Annotated in this window: 12 protein-coding genes; 5 read left to right on the top strand and 7 right to left on the bottom strand. The window is 48.0% G+C overall.

The features are described 5' to 3' along the window. Positions 1-9: 9 nt before the first annotated feature. A complete protein-coding gene (locus tag BLS03_RS04365; RefSeq protein WP_093270220.1) occupies positions 10-450 on the bottom strand; it encodes an Lrp/AsnC family transcriptional regulator in 441 nt (146 codons plus the stop codon). Between the two features lie 124 nt (positions 451-574). Here BLS03_RS04365 and BLS03_RS04360 point away from each other — a divergent pair, with 124 nt between their 5' ends. Together BLS03_RS04360 and BLS03_RS04355 are read left to right on the top strand one after the other, a co-directional pair. After that, positions 575-1,162 (top strand): LysE family translocator, encoded by a 588-nt coding sequence (locus BLS03_RS04360; RefSeq protein ID WP_093270217.1) that lies wholly within the window; start codon positions 575-577, stop codon positions 1,160-1,162. A gap of 92 nt (positions 1,163-1,254) precedes the next feature. Next, entirely contained in the window at positions 1,255-2,022 is a 768-nt protein-coding gene (locus BLS03_RS04355; protein ID WP_093270214.1) for a siderophore-interacting protein, read from the top strand. 81 nt (positions 2,023-2,103) lie between these two features. Here BLS03_RS04355 and BLS03_RS04350 read toward each other — a convergent pair whose 3' ends face one another. The 6 genes from BLS03_RS04350 to BLS03_RS04325 all read right to left on the bottom strand — a co-directional run bounded on the left by BLS03_RS04350 (position 2,104) and on the right by BLS03_RS04325 (position 9,559). Beyond that, entirely contained in the window at positions 2,104-2,580 is a 477-nt protein-coding gene (locus BLS03_RS04350) for an Lrp/AsnC family transcriptional regulator (RefSeq protein WP_093270211.1), read from the bottom strand. Between the two features lie 137 nt (positions 2,581-2,717). Then, complete coding sequence (locus BLS03_RS04345; protein WP_093270209.1) at positions 2,718-2,951, bottom strand: hypothetical protein; 234 nt, start codon at positions 2,949-2,951, stop codon at positions 2,718-2,720. 189 nt (positions 2,952-3,140) lie between these two features. Further along, entirely contained in the window at positions 3,141-4,631 is a 1,491-nt protein-coding gene (gene putP / locus BLS03_RS04340; protein ID WP_093270206.1) for a sodium/proline symporter PutP, read from the bottom strand. Positions 4,632-4,701: 70 nt separating this feature from the next. After that, on the bottom strand, positions 4,702-5,400 hold the full coding sequence (locus BLS03_RS04335) for a 1-pyrroline-5-carboxylate dehydrogenase (protein ID WP_093270203.1): 699 nt from the start codon (positions 5,398-5,400) through the stop codon (positions 4,702-4,704). A 24-nt stretch (positions 5,401-5,424) separates the two neighbouring features. Beyond that, on the bottom strand, positions 5,425-8,544 hold the full coding sequence (gene putA / locus BLS03_RS04330; RefSeq protein WP_093270200.1) for a bifunctional proline dehydrogenase/L-glutamate gamma-semialdehyde dehydrogenase PutA: 3,120 nt from the start codon (positions 8,542-8,544) through the stop codon (positions 5,425-5,427). 187 nt (positions 8,545-8,731) lie between these two features. Then, the gene (locus BLS03_RS04325; RefSeq protein WP_093270323.1) at positions 8,732-9,559 is read right to left on the bottom strand and encodes an AraC family transcriptional regulator; all 828 of its coding nucleotides are present in this window, start codon (positions 9,557-9,559) and stop codon (positions 8,732-8,734) included. A gap of 431 nt (positions 9,560-9,990) precedes the next feature. Between BLS03_RS04325 and BLS03_RS04320 the strand changes: the two genes are divergently transcribed. The 3 genes from BLS03_RS04320 to BLS03_RS04310 all read left to right on the top strand — a co-directional run bounded on the left by BLS03_RS04320 (position 9,991) and on the right by BLS03_RS04310 (position 14,144). After that, complete coding sequence (locus BLS03_RS04320; RefSeq protein ID WP_093270197.1) at positions 9,991-11,094, top strand: PEGA domain-containing protein; 1,104 nt, start codon at positions 9,991-9,993, stop codon at positions 11,092-11,094. Between the two features lie 138 nt (positions 11,095-11,232). Beyond that, on the top strand, positions 11,233-13,056 hold the full coding sequence (locus tag BLS03_RS04315) for an SUMF1/EgtB/PvdO family nonheme iron enzyme (RefSeq protein WP_093270194.1): 1,824 nt from the start codon (positions 11,233-11,235) through the stop codon (positions 13,054-13,056). A gap of 341 nt (positions 13,057-13,397) precedes the next feature. Next, positions 13,398-14,144 (top strand): helix-turn-helix transcriptional regulator, encoded by a 747-nt coding sequence (locus tag BLS03_RS04310; RefSeq protein ID WP_093270191.1) that lies wholly within the window; start codon positions 13,398-13,400, stop codon positions 14,142-14,144. The last annotated feature ends 19 nt before the right edge of the window (positions 14,145-14,163 follow it).

Genomic DNA, 14,163 nt, shown 5'->3' with positions numbered 1-14,163 from the left:
CAATAGGCATCAACGATCATCTTTTGGCGAGCCCATCACCACCATGGTGGTGATGGCATTCACTTGTTTACACTCACCCAGCACATCAGCGTGAAAGCGTTTATAGGCAGGAAGGTCAGCGGTTTCGACCCGTAACATGTACTCGTTGGCGCCGGTAATGTTATGACACTCCACCACTTCATCAACAAACTGTACATGCTGTTCAAATTCCAGCTGAGCTTTTTTGCTATGGCTTGCAAGCCCAATAGACACATAAGCAATAAAACCAATGCCTACCGCGCTTTTATTGACTAGCGCTTTGTAACCGCTGATCACACCCTGTTTTTCCAACTCCTGAACGCGGCGCAGTGTTGCCGAAGCGGACAATCCCACCCGCTCTGCTAACTCCACATTGGCGATTCGACCATTGGCTCGCAGCTCTCGCAAGATTCTTTCGTCAAATTTATCCATAGCTAATTTTTATTGCGTAAAATTTTCGAATAGAACAAATAGAAGCACAAAATTGCTCGCACTTCTATCTATTATGGTCTCGAGCGATCGTTCCCTTTAACCTTCACTTTTGCGAGACCCAATTATGGATTTAACACACATTAGCGCCCTTGCGCTGTTTGCGTTTGTCACCACCTTTACCCCTGGGCCAAACAACATCATGTTGATGACATCTGGCGCTAACGTCGGTTTCACCCGCAGTCTGCCACATATGCTTGGCGTCACACTGGGCTTTGCGCTGATGGTGCTGCTCGTTGGTATTGGGCTGACGGGCGTATTTATCCGCTACCCTATGGTTCACAGTGCGCTTAACACTTTGAGCTTGCTGTATTTAGTGTATTTGGCGTATAAAATTGCCACCAGCCAGCCTGCAAATAGCAATGCCGATTATCAGCCAATGAGTTTTTTCTCGGCAGTGCTGTTTCAATGGGTAAATCCAAAAGGCTGGACCATGGCGTTGACCGCAGTGAGTGTCTACAACCCAAGCTCGTCTTGGGTGAGTTTGATGATAATTTCGCTGGTATTTCTGCTCGCTAACTTTCCGTCTGCCAGCGTTTGGGTGATTGCAGGCCAGCGATTACAAAACTTTTTGACCACACCAAAGCGGGTGCGCAGCTTCAACTATTTTATGGCTGTGTTGCTGCTTGCATCGACCTTACCTATGATTCAGTAAGCTTGTGTAAATTTGCTTAATGACCCTTTTATGGTCCGATCGAAAAGTGTTAACCTCAATGCGAACAAGAATAATTATCGGAAAGTAACGCGATGAAAAAGCCTCAGCCCAAAGCCGCAAAAGTAAGCAACACCACAACCATCACTCCGAACATGCAACGCATTACGCTCGAGTCTGAAGCGTTTGCTGACTTTCCTGACGATTGTGAGGGCGGCTACATAAAGTTGTTGTTTGATCCTCAAGGTAGCACTGCTATCGAAAATCTCGAGCCAGATGCACGACCTTCGATGCGCACCTACACCATTCGCCGCTTTATGCCGCAGCAAAACGCCATTGAAGTGGATTTTGTACGCCACACTTGCGATGACCCACAAAGTGGCTTTGCGGCGCGCTGGGCGATGTCGGCGCAGGTTGGTGATGGGATTCAGATTGCCGGCCCTGGCACGATTCAAAACATGAATCTGCAAGCCGAGTGGTTTTTTATGGTCGCGGATATGACCGCGCTGCCTGCTTTATCCGCCAAAATTCGCCGCTTGCCAAGCGATGCCAAAGGCTACGCAGTGATTCAAATAGAATCGGATGCCGACAAACAACCACTCGACGCGCCAGACAACATGCAGATCACATGGCTGACCGATCAAAGCATTGCCCAAGCCGTGCCGAAGCTGGAATGGCTTGAAGGCGAGGTGTCGGTATGGTGCGCCTGTGAGTTTGATTCAATGCGCGCCATGCGTCAGTACTTTAGAAACGATCGCCAAGTTGAACGTGATAACATCTACATCAGCAGCTACTGGAAACAAGGCGTCACTGAAGATGGTCACAAAGTGATTAAGCGCCAAGATATGGAACAAAACGGTTAACGCGGTGCACCACAATTAACGTTAAGCAAAATGCAAAAAAGCCACATTAATGTGGCTTTTTTATTGCTCAAACAACGAAGTTTAAAGCGTAGAAATAAGCTCAGGGTTAAGCCCAAAGTTGGTCTTGTGCTCTTCAATCACCACTTCGCTACGCGTTTGAATCACCCCCGGCAGAGTACCGAGTTTACGCGCCATAAAATGTTGATACGATTTCATATCTTTGACGCGTACTTTGATCATGGTATCAAAGTCGCCCGACAGCGAATAACACTCCTCAATTTCCGGCATATCCGCCACCGCATCGGCGAACTTTTCAAAGATCGAAAAACTGGTTTGATCAAGGCGAATATGGATAAAAACCTGAACATCAAGGCCCAACTTTTCGGCATTCAACTCCGCGTGGTAGCCTTTGATATAGCCTTCTTTTTCCAAGCGTTTCACTCGGTCAGAACAGGGAGAGGTGGTGAGATTGACCTGCTTTGCCAGCTCCACGAGCGGCAGACGGCCTTTCATATGCAGCAGGCGTAAAATTTCTTTGTCGATTCGATCTAAATCCATGAAACACTCATTTGAGAAATGCTCGTAAAGCGATAAGACAACGCCTTCGATAGTAAACGAGATTGAGTGTTTATCCTAAAACAGATTCACGAATTCGTGACTGATGCGAATTCAATTTCAGCTTTGATGCTCAACGGTTAAGCTGAGTGGGTGTGCGCATCGGTAAGCGCCACGGCTTTAGCAGCTGCTGGAGTGTTGCACTCACGACAAATCATTCGCTCTTCCATTTTTACATAGTGGTCGCCGTGCAATAACATAGCAATTGAATGGAAAAAACGTTGCACGAGTGAATGCTCTTCGCCTACGCAACGTTGCAAAACGACTTTATGGCTCGTTACACGCTGACAACACTGACAATAAGCACGCGACATGATGGTTTCCTCCTTTTTTATTAATACAACACTGGATACTGACCTATCATGTGCAAAATAGTTCCATCTGTGCAATCGCTTTGCAAAAGTTTGGAATATTCATCTAGAAAATAATTGCTTGAGCGATAAAAAAGCCCTGCGTATAAGCAGGGCAAAAATTACAGAGAAATTAACAGTCTAGAATAGTGATTAATCGAGCTCTTGCAGATGTTTTTGGTACGTCGCGTGCTGAGCCTTGACTTCGTCTTCTGGCTCGCCACTGATAAGGCTTACGATAACGATCGCAATCGTCGCGAGGATAAAGCCAGGGACGATTTCATAAACATCGAACCAACCGCCAGACAATTGTTTCCATACCACGATGGTCACACCACCGACGATAATACCCGCCAATGCGCCATTACGGTTCATGCGTGACCAGAACAGACTAAGCAGAATCGCAGGGCCAAATGCAGCGCCAAAACCTGCCCACGCGTAAGATACTAGGCCAAGAACTGAGCTATCTGGTGTCATCGCCAGAATCAAAGCAACGATGGACAAACCCACCACGGCAATACGGCCAACCATCACGATCTCTTCAGAACTGGCGTCTTTCTTAATCACTTGTTTGTAGAAATCTTCTGCCAATGCCGATGATGAAACCAACAACTGAGAATCCGCAGTACTCATGATCGCCGCCAGAATCGCCGCCAGCAGAATACCCGCAATCACAGGGTGGAACATCGCGTTCACCAAAAGCATGAAGATTTTCTCACCATCATCTAGTGAAACGCTGCCCGCGTTGGTCACGTAAACAAGGCCAACCATACCGACAAGCAATGCGCCGCCCATCGATAGTGCTGTCCATACCACTGCGATGCGACGTGCTGTGGTTAAATCGCGGTTTGAGCGTGTGGCTTTAAAACGTGCCAAGATGTGTGGCTGACCAAAGTAACCCAAGCCCCAAGCCACCAAAGAGATGATCGCAATCGCCGAAAGCGGTTCGCCTTTCACATCGCTCCAAAGCGTTAGCAGCTGAGGGTTAATTTCACTCAGTTGAGTGCCTAAGTGGCCAAAACCATTTTCCATCGCCGCGATCGGTACGATAAGCAGCGCAGCAGACATCAATAGCCCCTGAACTAAGTCGGTCCAAGATACCGCAAGGAAACCACCAAATAGCGTGTATGAAACCACACAGATAGTGCCAACAATGACCGCTGTGGTGTAATCCATACCAAACACAGTTTCAAAAAGTTTCCCGCCTGCCACTAGACCAGAACTGGTATAGAACAAGAAGAATAGAAGAATGAAGAACGCCGAAATGGTTTGGATAAGTTTGGATTTGTCGTTAAAACGACGTGACAGAAACTCTGGCAAGGTCAATGCGTCGGTCGTAATACTGTAGGTACGCAGACGTTTAGCCGAGATCAGCCAGTTGAGCCAAGTACCGACCAGCAAGCCACCCGCCAGCCAGAACGCTTCAAAACCGGCGGCATACGCATAACCCGGCAAACCAAGTAACAACCAACCACTCATGTCGGATGCGCCTGCAGAAAGAGCCGCAGGCCAAGGGCCAAGCGAGCGTCCACCTAGAAAGTAGTCAGATGAGTTTTTCGTTCGTTGATAAGCGATGACGCCGATGGCGAGCATCAGTATCAGATACACAACGAATGTCGCTGTAATAGCAAAGCTATTTTCCATGAAATTTGTCCTCTTAATAATGAGTCGTCTTCCTTGGATGCCCCGACCTTGGGGCATCATATGGGAAGCATTAATGTGCTTCGCTACCAAGCTCCAACAATGTGGTGTTCCCCCCCACTGCGGTAATATTTATGGTTCTGGTGCGCTCAGTGATAAAGCGAAGCGAAAGATGCGGATCCAAAGCAACAGGTGTGTTGATGGTGTCCGTTTCTGAAACCAAGCTAACAATTGCGCCGTGACGCTTTGCCAGTTGGCGGTTGAGTTGAGCCTCAACCTTAGGCGTTCCGACATAACCCAACACTCGAACGTCCGATTCAAGTAGCTGTTGATACGCGTCGTTGGATGCGAACTGAATTAAGTTAGTCGGAATCGTAGATTGCACAAATGCCTTTTCCAGCATCGTGGCAAGCGCTGTGTCGTCACTACATAAAATCACGCCGTTGCCCGCGATAAGCGCGGTTGTCACCTGGGCAATCACCGCCAGTTGCGCCGTTTCGCTGTGATCATCTTGAATGATCAGCGCAACGCCTCGACCTGCGGTATAGAGCTCATTCGTCTCCCCCGTTGGTCCAACAAGCTGGTGTGAGTCTGCCAACAGTGATGCGGCGTGCTCGATATGATAGTTAGCAACCGATGCAGCGATGTTACTGCTCTCAACAAGAGCATTCTTAAATGCAAGTAAACACTCACATCGAGAATTAAAGTCGGTTAGATTCCAATTTTCCCATGCCGAGTAAGCATCTGAAAAACGTGTAACGTGATGTACCATAACTTTTCTCCTTACTGGGCTAAATTAAGAAAATTGCGTTTGTGTAAAACGGAACAGGTAGTGTGGTCCGCCCGCTTTCGGTCCAGTCCCCGACAGTCCTTGACCGCCAAATGGCTGAACGCCGACAACCGCACCGACTTGATCGCGGTTGATGTAGCAGTTACCTACACGCACGTGTTTCTCAATCCAGCGGTAAGTGGTTTCGTTACGGCTGTGAATCCCCATGGTCAAACCAAAACCGGTTTGGTTAATGTCTGCGACCACTTGGGCTAAGTCTTTGGCTTTATAACGCACGATGTGCAAAATTGGCCCAAATTGCTCTTCGTTCAGCGCGCTAATGCTGCTGATTTCAAAAGCGCTTGGCGCAACAAAGTCACCCTTGCTGCATGATTCAGGTAAGGTTAACTGGGCGATTTTTTTCTCTGTGCTGGTCATGCGGTCAATATGCGCTTGCAGCTTGTGACGTGCATTCGCATCGATCACAGGCCCAACATCGGTGTCATGCAGATAAGGCAAGCCGACTTTGAGTTCTTGCATCGCGCCTTGAATCAAACTGACGATGCGATCGGCAATGTCTTCTTGCACGTACAAGACGCGCAGCGCCGAACAGCGCTGACCTGCCGAAGCGAAGGCTGAACGTAGAACATCTCGCACCACTTGTTCAGGCAGCGCAGTACTGTCGACGATCATCGCGTTTTGGCCGCCAGTTTCTGCGATAAATGGCACTGGCGCAGCATCGCGCTCGGCAAGGGTCAAGTTAATGCGCTGCGCCGTTGCGGTGGAGCCAGTAAAGGCAACACCGGCAATCGCACTATGTGAGGTGAGCGCACTACCAATATCAGCGCCGCGTCCAAGCAGCAGTTGAATGACGCCCGCTGGGAAGCCCGCTTGGTGCATTAACTCAACCGCGCGCGCCGCGATCAAACTGGTTTGCTCGGCCGGTTTCGCTACCACGGTATTCCCTGCCACCAAAGCAGCGCTAATCTGGCCAAGGAAAATCGCTAATGGGAAGTTCCATGGACTGATGCACACAAACACGCCACGTCCAATGCGCGATACCTGACGCGTTTGATCGTTAAAGTCAGTCACAACCATAGCGCCAAGTTTATCGGCTTGTTTGGCGTAGTAACGGCAGAAATCCACCGCTTCACGCACTTCATCAATACTATCGTGAATGGTTTTGCCGGCTTCTTTGTGACACAGCGCGACCAATTCCGCCAAGTTGGCTTCCAGAAGATCGGCCAGTTGATCAAGACAAGCGGCGCGCTTGCTCTTATCTAGCGCACTCCAAGTTGAGAACGCTTGCTGTGCGCCATCGATCGCTTCGGAAACATGATCAAGGCTAGCATGCATCACTTGCCCTACTTCAACGCTGCGATCATAAGGTGCGGTGACCGTTTCGACATAACTGGTTGCCGCCGCCTCTGGAGAGTGTTGCCACTGACCATTGATGAACGGGCTCGCTTGCCAAGTTTGTTGCATGAAATGCGCAACTTTTTGTTCAAATGGCGCCGCTTCGCTTTCGATATCGATATTGACGCCCATCGAGTTGTTGCGTTCTGGGAACACATCTGGCGGCAACATGATTTGTGGATTGTGCAGCGTTTTGTAACTGGTGAGCACATCAATCGGATGTTGGGTCAAACTGCTCACCGGGCAGCGCGCATCCACCAAACGGTGAACAAACGAACTATTAGCGCCGTTTTCTAATAAGCGGCGTACCAGATACGGCAACAAATCCTTGTGGCTCCCCACAGGCGCATAGATACGCACTGGTTGCTTGTAAGTCTCCATCACATGGTTATAGAGCGAATCGCCCATCCCGTGTAAACGTTGAAACTCAAAATCTTTATGCTTAGCCATCACGGCAATAGAAGTGACGGTTTGAGCGTTATGGCTGGCAAATTGCGGGAAGATATTACCGCGCACTGGTTCACTGAGCAGGAAGCGTGCACAGGCCAAGTACGCCACATCGGTCGACTCTTTACGAGTGTAAACTGGGTAGTTATCGTAGCCCGCTTGTTGCGACCATTTGATTTCGCTATCCCAATACGCCCCTTTAACCAGACGCAGCGGAATCAAGTCACCTTGCTCACGCGCCAAACCATTGAGCCATACCAGCACTGGCAATGCACGTTTTGAATAAGCCTGCACCACAAGGCCAAACTTACCCCAGCCGCGTACTAAGTCGCTGCGATAAACTTTCTCAAACAGTTTAAGAGACAGCTCTAAACGGTCAGCTTCTTCAGCATCGATGGTGATGGCAACATCCAGTGCAATGGCTCGCTCAAGCAATTTGATAAGCGTGTCATAGAGTTCACTCATCACTCGAGCATGGTTGGCCACTTCATAGCGAGGATGCAACGCCGAAAGCTTGATCGAAACCGATGGCGCTGGACTGGTGTCATTGCCGTACGTATTGCGCCCAACCGCTTCAATGGCGGTGAGGTAATCTTGGAAATACTTATGCGCATCGCTGCTGGTTAATGCCGCTTCACCCAGCATGTCATATGAATAGGTAAAGCCACGCTCGCGCATTGAACGACCGTTTTTCTGCGCCTCTTCGATTGAGCGACCAAGCACAAATTGGTAACCCATCACTTTCATCGCTTGATGCATCGCTTTGCGAATCACAGGCTCTGAAAGCTTATTCACTAAGCTATTCACGGCTTGAATCGGGCTTGGTGGTTGAGTGTCTTTAAGACCGACCACTTTTCCGGTCAGCATCAACCCCCATGTTGACGCATTGACGAACACAGAATCTGAATTCTTTAGGTGAGATTTCCAGTCAGCAACACCGAGCTTATCTTTGATCAGCGCATCGGCAGTGGCGGCATCTGGCACTCGCATTAAAGCTTCGGCCAAACACATCAATAGAATGCCTTCTTGAGTATCTAGGCTGTACTCAAGCAAAAGCGCATCAATCATTTGAATCGATTTTTTATCGGCACGAATCGCTTCGATTAACTGCGTGGTTTTCTGTTCCACTAACTGCTTCTCAGCAGCATCAGACGAAGCGAGCGGTAAAAGTTGCTCTAGCCATTGTGATTCGTCCACCATATAAAGTGGCGAGATCAGTGACCAAAGTTTCTCAAGCGGTTGCTCGACAAACTCGGTTTTCAACACATCGGTCGCAGTAAACATGCGTGTTCCTCAATCTCACTTCCGGAGCTGAATATCCGGACTTTCCTACAATGGCTAGCAGTGTATTGTGAGGTTGCTTGGAATACTTGTCAAAAACTCCGAGCTTTTTGCTGATTTCTCTGTTTATTAACAAAGCAAAAACAATATCACACTCAAGTTACTAATATTTTATTCCACTAAATTTTTACTATTTAACAGAATATTGCTTTTTGTATTGAGATGGTGACATGCCCTGCAGGCGAGAAAAAGAGTGGGTGAAAGTGCTTTGTCCTGAAAAGCCCGTGATATCGGCGATTTGGCCAAACGACAACTCGCCTTTTTCAATCAGTAGTTTTGCTAAATCGATTCGTTTTCCCAACACGTATTGATGAGGCGTAATACCCATTTGCTCTTTGAACAACATATGGAACTGGCTTTCGCCAAGATAAACGCTCCCAGCGAGTTGCGCGACGCTAATACGATGCCCGATATGGGTTTCGATATAGCGGTCAATCGCATCAAGATCAAAGCGCGACTCTTTGCGCGTGGTTTGAAACGCGGTGATATGACGCTGCAAAAGCGCAATCACAGTATCGTTGCAGGCGCGGCTCAGCAGTAAATCATCAGGATGGGAAGACATCTCAGAGACCAGCATATGAATGATGCGTTGAATTTGATTATCGAGCTTAAAGTAGGTATCCGAACGATTAAGCTCATTGATTCGCTGTACCATCAACGGATTATCTTCGCTTGGTAGCGGCAGATTGAGCACCAAAATATCCGACTGCGTCTGCACGCCACCAAACGCATGATCCGTTTCTGGCGTCACCACACAGCCCTGCCCTGGCCCAACCATATTGCCAAGGCCACGCACTTCAAATTCAGCCTGGCCTTTTAGACCGATAACAATCTGCGTATAAGCGTGATCATGACAATCCATATACGACGGCAAGGTTATCAGCTCAGCAGGGCGAGGCGACAAAAGTTTGGCATCCGCATGACTATTTAACAGCGTTATAAAAGGCTCTTTTTCCATCATTCATGGTTCACGAATTAACAGTCTGTGATGGTATACCAAAACGCGCCCTTTTCGAAATTTTGTATACTCACCCACACCGTTTTGCACCAAGTTGCATATCTCATCACGATGCGTAATATCACACCCATATGAAATTTGATTAGCTTCATTTCTTGGAACAATGATCAAGCGCACAGAAATTACGGAGAATGCAATTTCTGCTCAAGATCACGCACGGAGTTCGGTTTATCTTCTTGCATATTTAATTTATCTGCTCACAATGAACAGTGGTACTTTCATATTACATACAAGCAGTTAGGGTCTAACACTTTATGAAAGCGACCAGCCAATACTAAAAATCTATAACAGACCGTTTTCATATTGAGGACCGTCAAAAGTTTGTCTATTCACATTGGTGATGTAACTACGTTAATTGATTGCAGGGACCTATGATATTACATCGAACCCCAGCGCTGTTACTGGCGCTATGCCCACTTTGGGCGTCGGTAGCGATTTCAGCGGAAGAAGTCACTCCAGTGGACCCGATTTCCGCGATCGATACCAAGCTAAGTAATAAACATGCTGAATTGGATGCTATGGCCAAAGAATATGGCTTAGAGGCAGACAAACTTCAGCAACTAAAGAATGAGCAAGCCAAGCTAAAACGTGACGGGCAGGATTTAGACGCCAAGCGTAATCGCGCAAAATCGGCACTGGACAAACAGTACAGTCGTCTATTAGACGATCCCGATATTGATTTGGTCTCTTTTCAAAAAAGTTATCAGGAATCTTGGGCGGCGGTAAAAGATAACCAAGCCGCGCAGCTTGAAAACCAGCAAGCGATCACTGAAAACGAAATGCGTCTGTCGCAAATCAAACAAAAGCAAGCCCGCTTAAACTCAGAGCTCTCGTACTTAACCGAGCAAAAAGTCGAAGCGCGCGTTAAACGTTTGGATGCTGAGCTGCGCGAAAGCCAAGTTGTGGAAACCCAATATCAAACCACCTGTTCTGCGACCATGACTCTTGGCCAATGTTCAAATCAAGGCAAACATCTGACTAAGCAAAAAGCCGTTAAAGCGTTTCGTGAAAACTTGATGGACAGCCTAACCGAATCGACCATTGCTAAACGCAATGCTCAAGGTGTTGAGCTCAATATTCATGTGCAAGAAAGCCAATTTGTACGTTCGGGATTTGAAGGCAACAACAATTACTTCACCCAAATGCAAGCTCAGCTACAGGCAAAACCAGAAGCCATTGCCGCTTGTAAACTGCTGAACGTCGCGAGTCGTTACTGCCTGAAAGAGCAATCTAAGGCCCCAAATAGCAAGCAAGATCCATCTTGGGCCAACGTGACGGTTCGCTCTGATCAATACAACGACGATGTCGTGATCAACGGTGTTGACTATGGCAGTACCCCTGTTGAAGTGGTATTGCCACGAGGCAATCACCAAGTCACAGTATCCAAAGAGGGTTACGAAACCTATAACCGCACCATTACGGTGACGGAAAATGACACGGTTTGGGTCAAATTGAGACCGAATAAAGACAGCTAAAGCCACGATTCAGTTTAGATGTTTTAACCACCGCTGTTTAAACCACGCCATTGCAATAGTCACCACTTTTTGATTGCTTTGGCGTGTTGAGTTTTTAGCCTGATGAAACCTTTCATTAATGATTGAAGTAGAATGAGAATGCGCTTAGGTTTACCCGTTTTATTACTCGCTTTATTGCCTGGTGTCGTAACGTCTTCCGCCTTCGCTGAAGTGTTACCAACCACAGTGACCGATATCGATAGCACGTTAACGAGCAAACAATCCGAACTTACTGCGGCGCGCAAAGCGCTTGATGAGCAGCAAGCTCAAGTGAGCGCGCAACAAACCTTACTGCGCCAGCTCAGTCAACAAGCGCAAAGCCGCGACAAAGCGCTTGCCAAAGCCAAGAGTAATCTTGAACGCGATTACCAACGCATGATCGACGATCCCAATTTGGATATCTCGGCCACTCAGCAGACTTACCAACAATCTTGGGCAGACGTCAAACAAAGCCAAATCTTACGCTTGGAAGCGCAGCAAAAATTGGCGGAGCTTAAAAGCGACTACGATACGAAGCAAGCCACAGTCGATGGCTTAAAACAGGCGATGAGTGAATTATCTATCGCTAGATTACGGGCTCGTGCAGACCGATTAAAAAATGAGCTCAAGCCTCAATCAACTTTGAAAGTCAGTTTTACCAATCGCTGCCAAGCGACAATGACCCTTGCCCAGTGTGACCAACAGACGCGCGACCTCAGCCTGCAAAAAGCGGTCAAACAGTTCCAAGCCGAGCTATTAAGCAATACCAGTGAAGCGCCAATTGTTCGCCAGCACGCGGCGAATGTCTCTCTGAATATTCATGTCTTAAGCCATAATGTCACCGAATCCGGTTTCTACGATGGCAGTCGTTACCGTGCGATTTTAGACGTAACACTAGAAGCGCGGGCCGCCGAACGCGTGGCCTGCCAACTGCTTGGCATCGAAACCAAATACTGTTTTGCGCCGGGCGTCAGCGACAGTGAGTTGATCGCGCCGCAAGAAGTGGCTTGGGTCAGTCTCAATGTCCGTTCTAACCAATATGACGATCACGTCGTCATCGACGGCGTTTCTTACGGCAGCACTCCGGTTGAAGTCATGCTGCCAACCGGAAAGCATCAAGTCACCATTTCAAAATCAGGTTATCGCCCGTTCAGCCAAGAAATCACCATTCATTCAGATCAGTCACTGCGCGCGGTGTTACATGAGTACGAAAATCGCCTCAAACCGGGTCATCAGTTTGCTGATTCGGTGAAAGGAAAGCTCAAAGCCCCTGATTTAGTTACGATTACTCCAGGACAATACTACATTGGCGAAAGCGCTTCGCATCAGGTTCGCCTTGATCATGCTTTCGCAATTGGTGTCACTCCGGTCACGGTTCGCCAATTTGAAACCTTTGTCGACAGCACGCAATATCAATCCGATGCAGAGCTAAAAAATATCTGCACCACAATAAAAGACTCTGATATTACTGCGATTTCACAAAGTTATTGGCGTAACCCTGGCTTTAAACAAACCCCAGACTCACCAGTTGTGTGTGTCAGCCGCAATGATGCTGAGGCCTATATTTCCTGGCTGAGTAAATTCACCGGTTTCCACTACCGCCTTCCGACTGAAGAAGAGTGGGAAATCGCCGCACGAGCCGGAAAACATACTCACTACTGGTGGGGAGACGAGTTTAAAGCAGGACAAGCCAATACCGGTTGGAGTGGTTCACCGTGGTCAAATGTCAGCACTGCGCCAGTGAAAAGCTTCTCTCCGAACCCAATCGGTATTTACGATACCGTGGGCAATGTGTGGCAGTGGACCAGCGATGAGCGTGGCGTGGCTAAGGGCGGAGCTTGGAACTTCTCACCTGAAATGTCGGCCTCACATCAGCAACTGTTTATCGACCCAAGTGCGACCGCAAACTACGTCGGATTCCGTGTCGTACGTACGCTAAAATAATCTCAGCCAAACACGGTAATTTAGCCCACAGCGTGTCATTTAGGGGGAGGGAAATCCCCCCTTTTGCCTTTCTCACAATCCCGTTAATTTAAATTTTAGAGCCGTAGCGCTATCCCTAACAGCTATGGTTCTTCTGTTGATATGTCTCAATGCAGCACTTTGCTGTTAGTAAGAACCGACTCTCTTCCACGACTCGTGTTCTTATTCGCCAGTCGGCTCCCCCCGACTGGCTTTCTTTTTTCCTCTGATTGCATTTACTTTTCTTGCCGCATAAGTCGCACAAAGTCATAGACGAACACTTCCCGTCCCTCACTCGATTTGCAAAGGCAGGATAGCTCACTGTGGACAACCAATTCGTTTCGCTGTTGAAACAGATTCCCGGTTACTGGGGATGCAAAAATATGGATTCGGTTTTCGTGTATGTAAACCAATCCTATTCTGAACTGGTTGGCTTTAGCTCGCCAGAACAGTGCATTGGTTTAAGTGACTGCGATTTACCAAGCCCGACCGCCAAATGTGCCGAGGCATTTAAAGCCCAAGATCGCTTGGTGGTGGAAACCGGGCAAGAGCTGAAAATTCTGGATATTCATCCCTATCCAGATGGCCGTTGGCGCGCACATATTTTCACTAAACGGCCTTGGTTTGACTACGACGGTAAAGTACAAGGCACCATTTTTTTCGCCCAAGACTTGACCGATGCCGCGCTACTTGAGATTGGCCACTGGGTATGTCAAAGCGCGCCAAACCCAAACATCAGCCCAGTATCCAACCAAGCCAAATTCGCTCAATTGAGCGACAAGTTGAGCCCTCGCGAGGCAGAAACCCTGTTTTTGCTGCTATGTGGAAAAAAGCCGCAATTTATCGCAGATGTGATGAATATTTCGGTGAAAACGTTTGAAGGTTATATCGTCAAGCTAAGAGAAAAGTTTGAAGTGTTGAGTAAGGTGCAACTGATAGAAAAAGCCTTAGAATATGGCTTTGGTTCGCATATTCCGCAAAGCTTATTAAAAACACAACTTTCCGTGGTGTTAAATATGGCCAGCACCGCTCAGAACGCGCCCGAACGGTACTCAATGACCAACCTTTAATCACTTGGCTTCTATCAAG

The organism is Vibrio xiamenensis (genome assembly GCF_900100015.1).
In the GTDB taxonomy this organism is placed as follows: Bacteria; Pseudomonadota; Gammaproteobacteria; order Enterobacterales; family Vibrionaceae; genus Vibrio; species Vibrio xiamenensis.
Note: the sequence above shows the minus strand (reverse complement) of the source record. Positions and strands in the feature narration are given on the sequence as shown.

Excerpts from the sequence above, each read along its gene's own strand:
- BLS03_RS04365 (WP_093270220.1), bottom strand. The coding sequence starts at position 450 with ATGGATAAATTTGACGAAAGAATCTTGCGAGAGCTGCGAGCCAATGGT.
- BLS03_RS04360 (WP_093270217.1), top strand. The coding sequence starts at position 575 with ATGGATTTAACACACATTAGCGCCCTTGCGCTGTTTGCGTTTGTCACC.
- BLS03_RS04355 (WP_093270214.1), top strand. The coding sequence starts at position 1,255 with ATGAAAAAGCCTCAGCCCAAAGCCGCAAAAGTAAGCAACACCACAACC.
- BLS03_RS04350 (WP_093270211.1), bottom strand. The coding sequence starts at position 2,580 with ATGGATTTAGATCGAATCGACAAAGAAATTTTACGCCTGCTGCATATG.
- BLS03_RS04345 (WP_093270209.1), bottom strand. The coding sequence starts at position 2,951 with ATGTCGCGTGCTTATTGTCAGTGTTGTCAGCGTGTAACGAGCCATAAA.
- putP (WP_093270206.1), bottom strand. The coding sequence starts at position 4,631 with ATGGAAAATAGCTTTGCTATTACAGCGACATTCGTTGTGTATCTGATA.
- BLS03_RS04335 (WP_093270203.1), bottom strand. The coding sequence starts at position 5,400 with ATGGTACATCACGTTACACGTTTTTCAGATGCTTACTCGGCATGGGAA.
- putA (WP_093270200.1), bottom strand. The coding sequence starts at position 8,544 with ATGTTTACTGCGACCGATGTGTTGAAAACCGAGTTTGTCGAGCAACCG.
- BLS03_RS04325 (WP_093270323.1), bottom strand. The coding sequence starts at position 9,559 with ATGGAAAAAGAGCCTTTTATAACGCTGTTAAATAGTCATGCGGATGCC.
- BLS03_RS04320 (WP_093270197.1), top strand. The coding sequence starts at position 9,991 with ATGATATTACATCGAACCCCAGCGCTGTTACTGGCGCTATGCCCACTT.
- BLS03_RS04315 (WP_093270194.1), top strand. The coding sequence starts at position 11,233 with ATGCGCTTAGGTTTACCCGTTTTATTACTCGCTTTATTGCCTGGTGTC.